A 15,954-nucleotide genomic window follows, 5' to 3' on the forward strand; every position below is an offset into this window, starting at 1 on the left:
CGGCGACAACCCCGTCGTCTTCGCCGTCGACTCCTTCCCCGAACAACTCCACAAACCCGTCACCGACCACGGCGACTTCATCAACGTCTTCGACGCGAGGCTCATGAACAAGATGGTCAACTGCATCAACGGCAACCGCAGGTGCCGGTGACACCCCACCACCGGTAACCCGCGGGACGCGCCGGGGCCGGGACCGGCTGGACTCCTCCAGCCGGTCCCGGCCCCGGTGTGCGTGCGGACGGACGGAACGCGGACGGGTGCCGCCACGGTCCCGGGCCGGCCGGCCCGGGACCGTGAGCGGGGGGCGGGGCGTCAGCCCCCGTGCCCCTCGTGCTCCCCGTGGTCCTCCGACTTCTCCCCGTGCCCCTTGTGATCCTCGTCGTGGTCCTTGTGCTCCTCGTGGTCCTGGTCCTGGCCGCCGTCCGAGCCGCCCTTGCCCGGCCCGTCCGTGTGCGCGCCGTGGTCCGTGCCCGTCTCGACCTCGCCGCCCAGGCGCTCCCGCAGCGCGGCGACCACCTTCTCGTCGCCGCTCGCGACCCACTTCCGGCCGACCAGGTACACACCGCCGTAGTCGTTCGCCTCGTTGATCCACTCGCGCTGGCCGCGGTCCGTGGCGAAGGTCGTCAGGATGTAGCGGCCGTCCTTGGTCGCGCAGTTCGCCTGCCGCAGCTCGGCCGCGTCCGTCTGGATGTTGGGCTCGCAGTCGGCCCGCTTCGCTATCTCCTCCAGGCTCCCGGTGGCCGCCTCGGGCGCGTCCGCGACACGCCCGTTGTTCTTTTCACCCGATGAGCAGGCAGCCGCGAGGACCAGGGCCGCAACCGCCAGTCCTGTCCGGGCCACCCGTGCCGTACTCGTGTTCGTGGTCGTCCGCATCCGGCCATGGTGCCCCCACAGGTCCCCGTTCGGGGAGTGAACCGCGAGTAACGTGCGCTCCCGCACGCACCAGGAGTCCCCGCCGCACCACGGAGGAACGGGATATGGCCGAGCTGTCGAGACGTACCCTGCTGGGCGCCGCCGGACTGGCCGGGGCGGGTGCGGTGCTCGCCGCCCCCGGTGCGGCGGCCGCCTCCCCCGCCCTCGCGGCACCGCCGCCGCCCCCGCCCGGCGGGGGCCGGGCCGACACCCTCGCGCCCGCCCGGGCCGCGCTGGAGCGCCTGCTGCCACGGCACGCCCACCAGTTCGCGCTGCGCGCCCTGACCGGGCCCGAGCGGTTCCGGGTCACCGGCACGGCCGGGCGGATCCAGGTCGCGGGGACCGACGCGGCCGTGCTGCTCACCGGCGTCCACTGGTACCTCAAGTACGTCTGCCGGGCGCACATCTCGTGGTCCGGCTCCCAGCTCGACCTGCCCGCCGTGCTGCCGGCCCCGGCCACCCCGCTGGAGCGTACGGCGACCGTCCCGCACCGGTTCGCGTACAACGACACCCACGACGGCTACACCGCCCCCTACGCCGACTGGGCGCGCTGGGAGCGGCTGATCGACGTGCTCGCGCTGCACGGCTGCAACGAGGTCCTGGTGACGCCCGGCCAGGAGGCGGTCTACCACCGGCTCCTCAGGGACTTCGGCTACTCGGACACCGAGGCGCGCACCTGGCTGCCCGCGCCCTCGCACCAGCCGTGGTGGCTGCTCCAGAACATGAGCGAGTACGGCGGGCCGATGTCGGCGGCGCTGCTGGAGCGGCGCACCGAGCTGGCGCGGCGGATCTGCGACCGGCTGCGGGAGCTGGGCATGCGGCCGGTGCTGCCGGGCTGGTTCGGGACGGTGCCGGACGGCTTCGCGGCCCGCAACCCGGACAGCGACGCCCGGGTCGTCCCGCAGGGCACCTGGAACGGGCTGCGCCGGCCCGACTGGCTGGACCCGCGCACCCGCGCCTTCGCCGATGCCGGCCGGGCCTTCTACCGGCACCAGGAGGAGCTGTTCGGTGAGGTCGCGTACTTCAAGATGGACCTCCTCCACGAGGGCGGCACCGCCGGGGACGTGCCCGTGCCGGACGCGGCCCGCGCGGTGGAGCGGTCCCTCCAGGAGGCCCGGCCGGGGGCGACCTGGGTCATCCTGGGCTGGCAGTCCAACCCGCGCCCGGCGCTGCTGGACTCCGTGGACACCTCCCGGATGCTGATCGTGGACGGGCTCTCCGACCTGGACACGGTCACCGACCGGGACACCGAGTGGGGCGGGGCGCCGTACGCGTTCGGGACCATCCCCAACTTCGGCGGGCGGACGACGATCGGCGCCAACACCGACCGCTGGACGGCGAAGTTCACGGCCTGGCGGGACCGGCCGGGCAGCGCCCTGGTGGGCACCGCGTACATGCCGGAGGCGGCGGAGCGGGACCCGGCGGCGCTGGAGCTCTTCAGCGAGCTGGCCTGGCGCGAGGAGACGATCGACCGGGAGGCGTGGTTCGCCTCGTACGCGGAGGTGCGCTACGGCGGCGAGGACCCGGCCGCGCGCGAGGCGTTCGCGGCGCTGGCGGCCACCGCGTACCGGCTGACCAGCAGCGACGGGCGGCCGCACGACTCGCTGTTCTCGCGGCGGCCGTCGCTGGGTTCGGCGGTCAACACCGCCTTCGACCAGGCCGGTTTCGACCGGGCGCTGGACGCGCTGCTGCGGGTGCGGCCGGAGCTGCGGGACTCGGACGCGTACCGGCACGACCTCACGGATGTGGCGCGGCAGGCCCTCGCCAACCGCTCGCGCACCCTCCAGGTGCCGCTGCGGGCCGCGTACCGGGAGAAGGACGCGGAGTCGTTCCGGGCGATCGGGGCGCTGTGGCTGCGGCTGATGCGGCTCAGCGGGACGACGGCGGGCTGCCACCGGCAGTTCCTGCTCGGGCCGTGGCTGGAGGACGCCAAGCGGCTGGCCACCTCGACGTCGGAGGCGGTGGAGCTGGAGCGCACGGCGCGGGCGCTGGTCACCACCTGGGCGGACCGGGCGGCGGCGAACGAGCTGAGCAACTACGCCAACCGCGACTGGCAGGGGCTGATGGAGGACGTCCATGTGCCGCAGTGGGAGGCGTTCCTCACGGAGTACGGGGACGCGCTGGCGGAGGGGCGGGCGCCGAAGTCCTTCGACTGGTACCCGGCGGAGGAGGCGTGGACCCGGGAGCGCACCCCGTATCCGGTGCGGGCGACGGGGGACGCGTACCGGACGGCGCTGCGGGTGCGCGACGCGCTGGCCGTCGCGCCGTACCAGGGCGCGGCCTCGCTGCGCTGCGACCCGCCGGGGCTCACACCGGGCGGTACGGGCAGGGTGACGGTCACCTTCCGGAACCTCAGCGGGCTGCGGGCCACCGGCCCGGTCGAGCTGGAGCTGACCGGGCCGGACACCGACCGGCAGGGCCCGGCGCGGCTGGACGGGGTCCCGGCGGGCGGCAGCGGCGAGGCGGTCTGGCGGGTCACGGCCCCGGCGGTGGACCTGACCGAGCCGCTGGTGCCGCTGCCGTACGCGCTGACCGCCCGCTACGGCCCGCTGGGCGAGGAGCCGGTGGCGGTCACCCGGCGGGGCGATCTGCACCTGGCGGCACCGCTGGACGCGGGCTGGCGCACGTACACCTCCAACGAGGCGGTGTTCGGGCAGCTCGGCGACCGCTTCGCGATCGCCGGCGGCGGCGCGGACCTGTGGCGCGGCACGGTGGAGTTCGGCACCGCGTACCGGCCGGGGGCGCTGCGCCCGGGCGGGAGCGTGCTGCTGCGGGTGGACGCGCAGGACGACACCGGCGCATGGGCGCGGGCGGGGATCACCGTCCGCGACGACCTGTCCGCGCCGGGCGCCACCGGTTTCGTCACCCTGGCGGTGACACCGGGCCGGGGCGTCGCGATGGCGTACGACACCAACGGCGACGGCTCCCTGGACACCCAGCGCCGGATCGCGGGCGTCCGCGCCCCGGTCCTGCTGCGCCTGACCCGCAACGTCTCCGGCACCTTCACGGGCGCGTTCTCCACCGACGCGGGCGCCACCTGGCGCACGGTCGCCACCGCGACCGTCCCCGGCGCGTCGACCGTCCAGGACGCGGGCCTCTTCCAGTCGGCGGGCAACGGCGGCGGGGGTGCGCGCGGGACGGCGCGCTTCAGCGGGTGGGGGGTGACGGGGGCGTAGCCGCGCGGGCGCGCGGCCCGCTTCCGGCCGCAGCGGACCCCGTCCGCGAGCCCGGCGCCTTGGGTCCCGGGCTCGCGGGCGGGGCTCGCACCCGGTGCCCGTGTGGAGCCGGGCCCGGCAGGCCGCTCCGCCGGGCGGGTTGCACCCCTGCCCGAGGCGGCGGACCCTGCGCGGTCCCCGGGCCCGGTTCCGGGCCCCGGCCCGGTCTCGGACAGGAACCGGCCCGGCGGGCCCGGGGCTCGGCCCCGGGCGGGCGCCGCTGAGGGCGGGCCGGCTCTGCCGAGCACCCCGGACGACGGTCCCGGGCAGGTCCGGGCCGAGACCGGGACCTGCCCGGGCAGCGGGGCGGCGCGCGCGGGCCACCCGGGCGGAGCCTGCGGACCACTGCCGGACCTCCCCCGGCCGGGCCCCGGAGCGGCCCGGCGGGCCCGGGGCTCGGCCCCGGGCGGGCGGGGCCCCCGGGAGCGGTGCCGCGGCCCGGCGGGGGTGGGTTCGTACCCGGGCCGGGGCCCGGGGACAGCCCAGCCGGGCTCGGCCGGGGCCGCCGGCCGGTGGCGGTGCACGGTCGGGGGCGTCGGCCGGGGGCGGTGCACGGTCGGGGGGACGCGGGCCAAGGCGGTCGCCGACCGATGCGCGCGCCCGAGCCCGGCCCGGCGGCGGCCCGGTGGTGACCCTCGGGCCCGTGGCTCGTTCTGAGGGCATGCAGCGACAGCCGGCCGATTCCCCGACCGTCTCCTCACCCGTCGTCGAGGGCTTCGGTGCCGTGGCCGCGAGCGGGGTGTGCGGGGAGTATCCGCGGTTGGTGCGGCTCGCCTATCTGCTGCTGCCCGCGTCGTACGGGCGGCGTCGGCGGGTGCTCGCCGCGCATGCCGTGGCGCGGCGGGCGCTGCCGCGTGGGCGGGAGGCGGTGGTCCGGGTGCCGCGGGCGCGGCGGCCGGAGGAGGAGGGCGGGGCCGTGGACGCGGCGTACGCGCTCGCCCGGGCGCGGGTGGTGCGCGGGGCGCTGCGGGGGCGGCTGCTGCCGTCCGCGCTGCCGCGCGTCTGGGGGCTTCGGGTGTTCCCGCGGCCCGGCGGCAGCGGTGAACTCGCCCTGGACCAGCGCCTGTCGGAGCTCTCCGGCCCCGGGCGCGCGGTGTGTGTGCTGCGCGGCCTCGAAGGGCTGGACGACGCCCGGGTACGGGACCTGCTCGCGGCCGCCGGGGTCGCCGACCCGGCCGCCGCGGTCGCGGAGGCGGACGCGGTGCCCGCGCGGGAGCTGCCCGGGGAGCTGTTCCTGTCCTCCGGGTTCGACGCCTGCTCGCTCCAGGTGCGCCCGCCCGACCCGGATCGCCGGGGACGGCGGCTGCGCGCCGGCGCGGCGGCCCTCGCGGCGCTCGCCGTCTGCGGGACCCTGCTCGCCCTGCCCGGCACCGGCGGCGACGGCCGCCCGGACGACGCGGCGCGGGCGCTGACCCCCGAGTCGCTGACACGAGTCTCCGCGTCGGCCTGGGAGGCGTCCACCCGGCGGGACTTCTCGGTGTGGCCGGTGCGCGGCACGCTCACGGAGGACACCGCGCTGCTGGGCCGGGCGCTGGCGATGTGGGCGGAGCCGTCCGGCGGGATCACCGTCTCGGCCACCCCCGGCACCCCGTCCGGCCCGCCCGCCGGGCCCGCGCAGCTCCTGTTCGCCGGGGAGGTCGGCCGCGCGCGGGTGGTGCTGCTCCACGACGGGCTGCGGATCGTGCGGTACGCGGAGTCCCTGCGGCCCGGCGGCGCGTCCGCCCTGGACTTCGCCCGCACGGACGGCGCGGACGCGGCCTCGGCGGCGGCCCTGGTCGCGGGCCGGACCGGCGGCTCGGTGCGCTATCTGACCGCGCCCTGGGTGCGGGAGGTGTCCGTACGGGACCTGCTCGACCCGGACGCCCGGCCGCGCCCGCTCGGCCGGGACAGCGCCGATGTGACGGAGCCGCTGCGCACCGTCGGCCGGGAGGACTCCTGCGAGGTGTGGGAGACCCTGCGCGTCGAGGACGCGGACGGCGCCACCCGGCTCCTGACCGATCTCGGCGAACTCGCCCCGGCGCGGCTGACCTTCGGCCCGCCCGACGCGGCACGGGACGCGGACGGGACGGCGGCCCGCGCCGTCTGGGCCCGGGCCGCGTGCTCGCTGACCGCGCTGCGTTCGCACGGGGTGCGGGAGGTCAACGGCTGGGCGTACGCGCGTCAGCGGCTGCCCGAGGCGAACGGGACGGCCGTGTGGCTGTGCACCCGGGGCGAGACCTGGCGGGGCCCGGGCAACCGGGTCATGGCTCAGTTCCTGCCGCCGCCCGCCCGGCCCGCCGCCCCGGCCACGGTGGTGGCCCGCGCGCAGGGCACCCCGGCGTGCGGGGTGCGCCGGCCGCGGGTGCTGGCGGGGGTGCTCTGGCAGTCGCAGGCGGGCCAGTGGTACGCCCTGGCCGCGGGCGGGGGCCCGTACCGTTCGCTGAGGCTGTCCGGCGGGGTGACGGGCGAGGGCGAGGGGCCCACCCTCGCGGTGCGGGCGCGGGAGGGCGCCCGGGCCGGGCTGGACGGGGAGTTGGCGGACGGGACGCGGGAGGGCGCCCTGCGCTGACCCGGCGCGCACGGCACTCCACGGGACGGCACGGCACACGCGCCCCGGGGACACGCCCGCCCCGGCGACCGCCCCCGCAGTGCGCGCCCCTGCGGTATACGCCCCGCCCGTCAGGAAGTCCGCGCAGACCCCTGTCACCCCGGCGTACTCCTCAGTACATTGACGCCATGTCTAACACGCAGCCCCGGCCGGTGGCTTCGGAGCGGACCACGCTCACGGCGCGCAAGGTCTCCTTCGAGTGGGCGGACACGCCCCTGCACTGGATACCGGGCGACCCGTTCGCCACGCACACCGTCAACGTCCTGCATCTGCTGCTGCCCGCGGGCGAGCGCTGGTTCGTGCACGTCTACCGGCAGGTGCTGCCGTACATCCGCGACGAGCAGCTGCGCCAGGACGTCATCGGGTTCATCGGCCAGGAGGCCATGCACTCCCAGGCGCACGACGACGTCCTGCCGCATCTGCGCGAACTCGGTCTGGACCCCACGCCGTACACCGCCCAGGTGGACTGGATGTTCGAGAAGCTGCTCGGCGACCGGACCCTGCCGCCGGGCCGGGCGAGCCGCTGGTGGCTGATGGAGCGGGTCGCCCTGATCTCGGCGATCGAGCACTACACCGCCTTCCTCGGCGACTGGGTCCTCAACGCCGAGGAGCTGGACCGGCGCGGCGCGGACCCGGTGATGCTGGACCTGCTGCGCTGGCACGGCGCCGAGGAGGTCGAGCACCGCTCGGTCGCCTTCGACCTCTTCATGCACGTGGACGGCGGCTACCGCCGGCGCGTCCGCACCTGGGCCGTCGCCTTCTCCACCCTGGTCTTCCTGTGGCAGCGCGGCGCGCGCTTCTTCATGGAGAACGACCCGACCCTGCTCGACGGCCGGGCGAGCTTCGGGCAGTTCCACCGGGCGGGCCGCCACGGGGTCCTGCCGCGCACCGAGGACATGATCCGGTCCATCCCCCGCTACCTCAGCCGCGCCTACCACCCCTCCCAGGAGTGCAGCACGGCGCAGGCCGTGGCCTATCTGGCCACCTCGCCCGGCGCGGGCGGGGGCCGCTGAGATGCCCCGACTGCGCACCGCCGTCCTGGTCGCCGGGGCGGCCCTGCTCGCCCGGCGGGCCGCCCGCCGCCGTATCCGGCGGGCCCCGCTGTGGCCGATGCCCGCGCTGGCGACGCCCGTCTCCGGGCAGGGCCGCCCGCGTACGCCCGTGCGCCGCGCGGTCGTCACCGCGCGCACCGAGCCCGCCGAGGGGGTCGTCCGGCTCCGCCTGGAGGCCCCCGGGCTGCCCGCCTGGGAGCCCGGCGCGCACATCGACCTGGTGCTCCCCTCGGGCCTGGTACGGCCCTACTCGCTGTGCGGCGACCCGGCCGAGGCGGATGTGTACACGGTCGCGGTCCGACGGGTGGAGGACGGGCGCGGCGGCTCCCGCGAGGTGCACGAACAGCTCACCGAGGGCACCGAACTGGAGATCCGGGGCCCGCGCAACCGCTTCCCGCTGGCGCCCGCGCCCGGGTATCTCTTCGTCGCGGGCGGCATCGGCATCACCCCCGTCCTGCCGATGGTCCGGGCGGTCGCCGCCGCGGGCCTGCCCTGGCGGCTGCTGTACTGCGGGCGTTCCCGCGCCTCGATGCCCTTCCTCGGCGAACTCACGGAACTGGCACGGTCCGCCGGACGCCCGCAGGCCGGCGGACCCACGCGGCCCGCCGGGTCGGAGGGGCCCGGCGGGCGGCTGCTCGTGGTGCCCGAGGACGAGGACGGTCTCCCCGATCTCGCCGCCTTCCTGGCCGGCACCGCCCCCGGCACCGCCGTCCACACCTGCGGCCCCGCGCCGCTGATGGCGGCGGTCGGGGACCTCCTCCCGGCGGGCTGCACCCTGCGGCTGGAACGGTTCGCCGCCGGGGCCGCGACCGCCGCCGCGGACCCGGGGACGGCGTTCGAGGTCGAACTCCGGCGCACCGGCGCGGTGGTGCCGGTGGCCGCCGGGCAGTCGGTGCTCGCCGCGGTGCGCGAACGCCTGCCGGACGTCCTCTACTCCTGCGAGCAGGGCTTCTGCGGCACCTGCCGCCAACGGGTCCTGGACGGCGAGGTCGACCACCGTGACGAACTCCTCGGCGAGGAGGAGCGCAAGGACGCGATGCTGCTCTGCGTCTCCCGCTGCCACGGGAAGCGGCTGGTCCTGGACCTGTGACGGGCCGCGGTCCGGGCCGGGGACGGGCGCTGCCCCGGGGTGCGCGGGCGCGCTCCGGGGACGGGCGCGTTCCGGTCAGTCGGTAGGGTGTTCGTATGACGACCGGGGTGCGCAGGAGGATGGGCGTCGAGGAGCGCCGGCAACAGCTCATCGGCGTGGCGCTGGAGCTGTTCAGCCACCGCTCCCCCGACGAGGTCTCGATCGACGAGATCGCGGCCGCCGCCGGGATCTCCCGGCCGCTCGTCTACCACTACTTCCCGGGCAAGCAGAGCCTGTACGAGGCGGCGCTGCGCCGGGCGGCCGAGGAGCTGGCCGCCCGGTTCGAGGAGCCGCACGAGGGCCCGCTCGGGGCGCGGCTGCTGCGCGTGATGGGCCGGTTCTTCGACTTCGTCGACGAACACGGCCCGGGTTTCTCGGCGTTGATGCGGGGCGGCCCGGCGGTCGGCTCCTCCACCACGACCGCGATGATCGACGACGTCCGGCAGGCCGCGTACGAGCAGATCCTGGCCCATCTCGGGGTCGCCGAGCCGTCTCCCCGGCTCGCGCTGGTGGTCCGCTCCTGGGTGTCGCTGGCCGAGTCCACGGCGCTGATCTGGCTGGACGGGCGCGCGGTGCCGCGCGCCGAGCTGGAGTTGCAGCTGGTGCACGACTTCGCGGCGCTGGCGGCGGTGAGCGCCGCGTACGACGCGGAGATGGCGGCCGTCCTGGTCGGCATGCTCGCGGACGAGCCGGCCGACGGCCCGTTCGGGGACCTGATGGTGCGGCTGGCCCGGCTCGCGCCCGAGGTCCTCAAGGTCCCGGCCCAGCGCGCCGGTTCCTGAAACAGCACCCCCGGCTCCCGCCCGGGTTCACACCTTGCGCGCGTCCGTCCCCAGGTAGCGGAACCGGCCGCCGGTGACCCGGTAGAAGGAGACGCCGGTGCCCACGAAGCCGCCGTTCTGCGGTTCGAAGGCGTAATTCCGGGACACGCCTTCGTGCCGGGCCCGGCGCAGCAGCGGCACCAGGTCGCCCCGGGAGACCGACGCGCGGCCCGCGTCCCGTACGCAGCCGGCGACCAGGCCCACCAGGTCGTACGCCTCGGCGGCGAACGGCGGGGGCGGGTCGCCGTCGTGGCGGGTGCGGAAGGCGCGGGTGAACTCCCGGGCGCCGGGCGCGGCGAGCGGGTCGGTGGCGGTGGAGACGACCAGCCAGCCGTCCGCCGCGCCGCCCGCCGAGGCGGTGAAACGCTCCTCGTGCGCGGCCTGGCTGGCGATGCGCGGCCCCCGGTAACCGGCCTTCGCCAGGGCCCGCGCGAACGCGGCGGCGGCCTCCGCTCCCCCGCCGTGCACCACGGCCCCGGGCTTCTTCGCGACCAGGGCGCGGGCCCGTGCGTCCAGGTCGGCGGCGCCCTCGGGGACGGTCTCGGCGAGGACGCTCCGGCCGCCGGTGCCGCGCAGTCCCTCGCCGAGGAAGCGGGTGACCTGGCGGCCGTACTCGGTCTCGTCGTCGACCAGGGCGATGTCGTCCAGGTCGTGCAGGCCCAGGTACTGGGAGACCGGGTACATCTGCATCGCGTTGCTGGGGCGGGCGCACAGGAAGACGCGGTTGATGTGGCGGGTGTCGCCGTCCAGGGCGCTGAGCAGGGTGAGCGCCGCCGTGTCGTAGAGGCCCAGCACGGCGCCCGCCGCGTCCGTGCCGGTCGCGCCGACGACGGCGGCGACGGACTCGTCCGCGATCAGCTTCTCGGCCGCCGCGACCGCTCCTTCGGTGTCGCCCCGGTCGTCGGCGACGGTGAGCCGGAGGGTGAACGGTTCGTCCGCGCGGGCGTTGTGCTCCGCGACGGCGAGGCGCATGCCCTGTTCATGGGCGCGGCCCGCCGCCCGCCCGGGGCCGCTCAGGTCGGCCTGGAGGCCGAGGTGGACCACGGGCCGGTCGGCGGTGGTGCCGTCCCCCTCGCCCGTGCCGGTGGTGCGGTCCTCGCGGCGGCCCAGCAGCCAGGCCGTGGTGCCGCCGCCGGTGGCGACGACGGCGGCCCCCGCGCCGAGCCAGGTCAGCATCCGGCGCCGCCCGGGCGGCGGGACGGCACCACCCGGCACGGTCGCGCCGGGGGCCCCGGCGGTGGCCGGTTCAGGGGCCGGGAGGGAGACGCTGGTCGCCTCGATGTCCGGCAGGGCGAGCATCCGGGCGGACCGTTCGGCGATCAGATGGGTGACAGGGCCGGGCAGCCAGCCGCCGCCCGCGTCCTCGGCCCAGGCGGCGCGCAGTTCGGCGGCGGTGGGCCGGCGGGCGGGGTCCTTGTCGAGGCAGGCGGCCACCAGCGGGCGCAGCCCGTCCGGGACTCCGTCGAGCCGGGGCTCGTCGTGGACCGTGCGGAACAGCACGGCGTCCACCGGCCCGCTGCCGAACGGCCGTGTGCCGGTCACCGCCCACACCAGCACGCAGCCGAGGGAGAACAGGTCGCTCGACGGGCCGACCCGGGCCCCGGTGGCCTGTTCGGGCGAGAGGAAGCCGGGTGAGCCGACGACCATGTCGGTGGCGGTGAGCACGGTGTCGTCGAGGGCGCGGGCGATGCCGAAGTCGATGAGCCGGGGCCCGTCGAGGGCGAGCAGCACATTGCCCGGCTTGACGTCCCGGTGCACCATCCCCGCCCGGTGCACGGCGTCCAGCGCCTCGGCGAGCATCGCGCCCAGCGCGCGGACGCCCGGCTCGGGCAGCGGACCGGTGTGCGCGACGGCCTCCGACAGGGAGGGGCCGGGCACGAACTCGGTGGCCAGCCACGGCGCGGCGGCCTCCGTGTCGGCGTCCACCACGGGCACCGCGTACCGGTCGCGCACCTGCCGGGCGATGGCCACCTCGCGCCGGAAGCGGGCGCGGAAGGCGGCGTCGTCGGCGTACTCGGCGCGGATCAGCTTGATGGCGGCGAGCGCCCCGCCCGGGGAGCGCCCGAGCAGCACCACGCCCATGCCGCCCGCGCCGAGGCGGCCGAGGACCCGGTATCCGGCGACGCGGGCGGGGTCGCCCGGTCCGAGGGGTTGCAGTTGGCTCACGTCAGGGGCTCGCTTCGGACTCTCTTCGGGACGACGGTGTCACTGACGGCGTCCGGGACACCGTCACTTCAGTTCCAGCTCGACGCGGTACAGCAGCTTGGCGCCCGCCTCGGCGGCGAGCCGGATCAGGTCGGAGACGGTGTGGCCCTTGGCGCCCTTGACCGAGACGGCCGTGGTGACGCTGCCGATCCGGGACTTGGTCCACACATAGGGCTGCGGGCCGCCCGAGCCGGGGCCGGTGTACTTGCCGGACTCGAAGAGGGTGGCGTCGGCGTTCTTGACGTCCTTCGGGTCGAGGTGCATGGACATCAGGCCGTCGAGCCGCTGCCCGCCGCCGAGTTGCTGCACCGGGCAGCGGAAGCTCTCCTGGACGGTGTCCTTCATCTCCCGGTCCGCCAGGGCCTCGGTGCGGTGCACGGTGACGGTGAGCGAGCCCTGGACGCGGCCCTTGCCGTCCTTGGCGGGCAGGTCGATCCGCCGGGTGTAGCTGTCGAGCATCCCGTCGGGCAGCGGAGTGCGCGTCCAGGTGCAGGAGTCGGGCAGCAGCGGGCGGCTGCCGGCCACCTCGTACGGGTCGTGGCGGACCATCCCGGGCGTCCAGTCGGCGGGCTCCAGGGCGGCGTTGCGGGTGAGTTCGCGGGCCCGCTCGGCGGTCTTCGGGACCCGCTCCGGATCGGGCGTGAAGTCGTAGGCGTCCGGCAGCGCCCCCGTGGAGGGGGACGGCGAGGCGGACGGCGACGGCGAGGCGGAGGCCGTCGGGGAGGGCGAACCCTCGCCGCCCTTCGCCGTGGTGCGCTCCCCGTCGCCCTTGCCGCAGCCGGTGAGTACGGCGGTGGCGGCGAGTGCCGCGCAGAGCGCGGCGGTACGGCGGCGCTGGGCCGCCGGCTGCTGTCCGGACATGGCATCCCCCTGTGGTTCACTGCGCGTTCACTGCACCCCGGCCCGTGCCGGTACCGCCCCCGCGGTGTCGGTGCGAGGCGAGCGTAGGCGGTCCGGGCGGGCGGCGCATGGGTGCGGATACTCATGCCGGCACCCGGTGAACCACTCGCCCGTGGCACGTGTTTCGCACCTTGCGCGGTTCCGCCGGCCGGCCCCGGGCACTCCACGGGCGCAGCCGGTGGCGGTGCGGTGGCGGTGTGTGCAGACGCGGGTGCGACCGGTACAGTCCAATCCGTGACCGCACCCGCACGCCTGGCCGACATAGCCGCCCAGGCGGGGGTCAGCGAAGCGACGGTGAGCCGGGTTCTCAACGGGAAGCCCGGAGTCGCCGCGACCACCCGCCAGTCCGTCCTCGCCGCTCTCGACGTCCTCGGCTACGAACGGCCCGTGCGGCTGCGCCGCCGCAGCGCGGGGCTGGTCGGCCTGATCACGCCCGAGCTGGAGAACCCGATCTTCCCGGCGCTCGCCCAGGTGATCGGGCAGGCGCTGACCCGGCAGGGCTACACACCGGTGCTGGCCACCCAGACCCCGGGCGGCTCCACCGAGGACGAACTCACCGAAATGCTGGTGGAGCGGGGCGTTTCGGGCATCATCTTCGCCTCCGGTCTGCACGCCGACACCAACGCGGACACCGACCGCTACGAGCGGCTGCGCGCCCAGGGCGTCCCGTTCGTCCTGGTGGACGGCTTCTCGCCGTATGTGCGGGCGCCGTTCATCTCCCCGGACGACCGGGGGGCGATGCAGCTCGCGGTGACGCATCTGGTCTCCCTCGGCCACAGCCGGATCGGACTGGCCGTCGGGCCACGGCGTTTCGTCCCCGTACAGCGGAAGATCGAGGGGTTCGCGCGGGCGGTGCGGGACCAGCTCGGCGGCCCGGCGGACGCGGTCGAGGACGAGCTGGTGCAGCACTCCCTCTACACCCTGGAGGGCGGGCAGGCGGCCGCCTCGGCGCTGATGGACCGCGGCTGCACGGCCGTTGTCTGCGCGAGCGACATGATGGCGTTGGGCGCGATCCGGGCGGCGCGGCAGCGCGGCCTGGACGTACCGGGGGACGTCTCCGTCGTCGGCTTCGACGACTCCCCGCTGATCGCGTTCACCGACCCTCCGCTCACGACCGTGCGCAAACCGGTACCGGCGATGGGCCAGGCGGCCGTCCGCGCGCTGCTGGAGGAGATCGGGGACGTGCACTCGGCGGGCGACGGCAGCGACGGGCGCCGGGCCCCGGTGCACGGCGAGTTCGTCTTCATGCCCGAGCTGGTCGTCCGCGGTTCAACCGCCTCCGCGCCCCGAACGGCGACCCTGCCGCATCCCCGGGAGGTACCTCGTCCCTAAGGTGGAGCGGGTGCGGCCGGGACCCGACCGAGGGATGATCAGGGTGGGCCGTGTTTCTGGCAAACTCTCGTCCCATGGGTGAAGCGACTGTGAAGACTCTGGACAGCCGAACAGCGACCCCGTCACCCATCGTGGACGACGAGGCCGCCGCGAGCGCTGCCCCGGACACGGGCGCTCCCCGCGCCCGCGGCCCCCGCTCCCCCCGCCGTCCGCGGATCTGGTTCGAGATCCTGCTCATCGCGGTGAGTTACTGGACGTACTCCCTCATCCGCAACGCGGTCCCCGAGCAGAAGGCCGAGGCCCTGCGGAACGCGGACTGGATCTGGCAGGCGGAGCAGACCCTCGGTATAGCGGTCGAGGAGTCGGTCAACCACGCCGTGAACTCGGTGACATGGCTGATCGTGTCGATGAACTACTACTACGCCACCCTCCACTTCGTGGTCACCATCGGTGTGCTGGTGTGGCTGTACCGATGGCATCCGGGCCGTTACGCGGCGACACGGCTGGTGCTGTTCGCCACCACCGGTGTGGCACTGGTCGGTTACTACCTGTATCCGCTCGCGCCCCCTCGGCTGATGAACGGGCAGAACTTCATCGACACCGTCCTCGTCCACGAGACCTGGGGCTCGATGGCCTCCGGCAACCTCAAGAACATGTCCAACCAGTACGCGGCGATGCCGTCCATGCACATCGGCTGGTCGCTCTGGTCCGGCATCGTCATCTGCGCGCTGGCGACGGTGCCGTGGGTGCGGGTCCTCGGCGTGCTGTACCCGACGCTGACCCTGGTCGTCATCGTGGCGACGGCGAACCACTTCTGGCTGGACGCGGTCGGCGGCATGATCTGCCTGGCCTTCGGCTTCGCGGTCTCCTGGGCCTGGTACCGGGCGCTCCCCCACCGGCTGCCGCGGCTGGTCGACGAGTCGGCGCAGCGCCCGCGCGGCGCCCTCGCGGCGAAGCTGGCCCGCTTCCGGTCCTGAGTCCCGCGTCCTGGGTCCTGATGTCCGAGTCCGGGCGCGGGGCCGTCCGCCCGGCGGCGTAGGGCTTCCGGCGCAGCCGGGTTGCGTCCCGCGCCCGAGGCGGCGGGCCGGCGGGCGTCCGTAGCGTCACGGGTATGACGACGACACCACGCACGGTCAGGACCACGGTCAAAACCCTCGGCATCCTCGGCACGGGGACGGTCGGACGCACCCTCGCACGCGCCTGGGCCAAGGCGGGCCACACGGTCCTCCTCGGCTCCCGCCGGCCCGGCGACCCGGAGGTCCGCGCCCTGGCGGCCCGGGAGGCGGGCGAGAGGGTGACCCTGGTGGACTCGGCGGCGGCCGTGACCGGTGCGGACGTGGTGGTCAACGCGACCCCCGGCACGGTCTCGGTGGAGCTGCTGTCCGCGATCGGTGAGGCGGCGCTGGCGGACCGGGTGCTGCTGGACGTCGCGGTGGGCTTCACGGAGGACTTCTCGCTCTCCCACCCCGGGGAGAGCCTGGGCGAGGAGATCCAGCGGACCTTCCCCCGGGCCCGGGTGGTCAAGACCCTCTGCACGGTGGACCGCAACCTGATGGTGGCGCCGGACTCCCTGGAGGGCCCGAGCACCCTGTTCCTCTCCGGCGAGGACACCGGCGCCAAGGAGACGGTCCGCGGGCTGCTGCGCGACCTCGGCTGGCCGGACGGCTCCCTGCTCGACCTGGGCGGCATCGGCACCGCGCGCGGGCAGGAGCACTTCAGCCTGCTCTTCATGGGCGTGGCCGAGGCGCTGGGCGACTACGGCTTCGGCATCCGCGTGGTCCCGCCGGCCGCGACCCGGTAG

General features: G+C 75.9%; 11 protein-coding genes. 8 read left to right on the top strand and 3 right to left on the bottom strand.

Going from position 1 to position 15,954, the window contains the following annotated elements; translation table 11 throughout:
* Positions 1–312: 312 nt before the first annotated feature.
* Entirely contained in the window at positions 313–873 is a 561-nt protein-coding gene (locus ABZ457_RS11065; protein ID WP_359156309.1) for a hypothetical protein, read from the bottom strand.
* Positions 874–977: 104 nt separating this feature from the next.
* Between ABZ457_RS11065 and ABZ457_RS11070 the strand changes: the two genes are divergently transcribed.
* The 5 genes from ABZ457_RS11070 (at position 978) to ABZ457_RS11090 (ending at position 9,677) form a co-directional block, all read left to right on the top strand.
* Entirely contained in the window at positions 978–4,088 is a 3,111-nt protein-coding gene (locus ABZ457_RS11070; RefSeq protein ID WP_359156311.1) for an alpha-N-acetylglucosaminidase TIM-barrel domain-containing protein, read from the top strand.
* 700 nt (positions 4,089–4,788) lie between these two features.
* Positions 4,789–6,675 carry a hypothetical protein gene (locus tag ABZ457_RS11075; protein WP_359156313.1) on the top strand — a complete coding sequence of 629 codons (1,887 nt, stop codon included), beginning with the start codon at positions 4,789–4,791 and terminating at the stop codon, positions 6,673–6,675.
* Positions 6,676–6,842: 167 nt separating this feature from the next.
* On the top strand, positions 6,843–7,727 hold the full coding sequence (locus ABZ457_RS11080; protein ID WP_359156315.1) for a metal-dependent hydrolase: 885 nt from the start codon (positions 6,843–6,845) through the stop codon (positions 7,725–7,727).
* A gap of 1 nt (position 7,728) precedes the next feature.
* Positions 7,729–8,856 carry a PDR/VanB family oxidoreductase gene (locus ABZ457_RS11085; protein WP_359156317.1) on the top strand — a complete coding sequence of 376 codons (1,128 nt, stop codon included), beginning with the start codon at positions 7,729–7,731 and terminating at the stop codon, positions 8,854–8,856.
* A gap of 95 nt (positions 8,857–8,951) precedes the next feature.
* Positions 8,952–9,677 carry a TetR/AcrR family transcriptional regulator gene (locus ABZ457_RS11090; RefSeq protein WP_359156319.1) on the top strand — a complete coding sequence of 242 codons (726 nt, stop codon included), beginning with the start codon at positions 8,952–8,954 and terminating at the stop codon, positions 9,675–9,677.
* Between the two features lie 27 nt (positions 9,678–9,704).
* Here ABZ457_RS11090 and ABZ457_RS11095 read toward each other — a convergent pair whose 3' ends face one another.
* Entirely contained in the window at positions 9,705–11,873 is a 2,169-nt protein-coding gene (locus ABZ457_RS11095; RefSeq protein ID WP_359156513.1) for a bifunctional serine/threonine-protein kinase/ABC transporter substrate-binding protein, read from the bottom strand.
* Between the two features lie 72 nt (positions 11,874–11,945).
* On the bottom strand, positions 11,946–12,782 hold the full coding sequence (locus tag ABZ457_RS11100; RefSeq protein ID WP_359156321.1) for a hypothetical protein: 837 nt from the start codon (positions 12,780–12,782) through the stop codon (positions 11,946–11,948).
* Positions 12,783–13,055: 273 nt separating this feature from the next.
* On the opposite strand from ABZ457_RS11100, the gene ABZ457_RS11105 reads away from it, so the two are divergent.
* From ABZ457_RS11105 to ABZ457_RS11115, 3 genes are all read left to right on the top strand, one after another.
* On the top strand, positions 13,056–14,153 hold the full coding sequence (locus tag ABZ457_RS11105; protein ID WP_359156323.1) for a LacI family DNA-binding transcriptional regulator: 1,098 nt from the start codon (positions 13,056–13,058) through the stop codon (positions 14,151–14,153).
* A gap of 74 nt (positions 14,154–14,227) precedes the next feature.
* The gene (locus ABZ457_RS11110; RefSeq protein WP_359156325.1) at positions 14,228–15,130 is read left to right on the top strand and encodes a phosphatase PAP2 family protein; all 903 of its coding nucleotides are present in this window, start codon (positions 14,228–14,230) and stop codon (positions 15,128–15,130) included.
* A gap of 134 nt (positions 15,131–15,264) precedes the next feature.
* On the top strand, positions 15,265–15,954 hold the full coding sequence (locus ABZ457_RS11115; RefSeq protein WP_359156327.1) for an NAD(P)-binding domain-containing protein: 690 nt from the start codon (positions 15,265–15,267) through the stop codon (positions 15,952–15,954).

Source organism: Streptomyces sp. NPDC005805 (genome assembly GCF_040630445.1).
GTDB lineage: Bacteria > Actinomycetota > Actinomycetes > Streptomycetales > Streptomycetaceae > Streptomyces.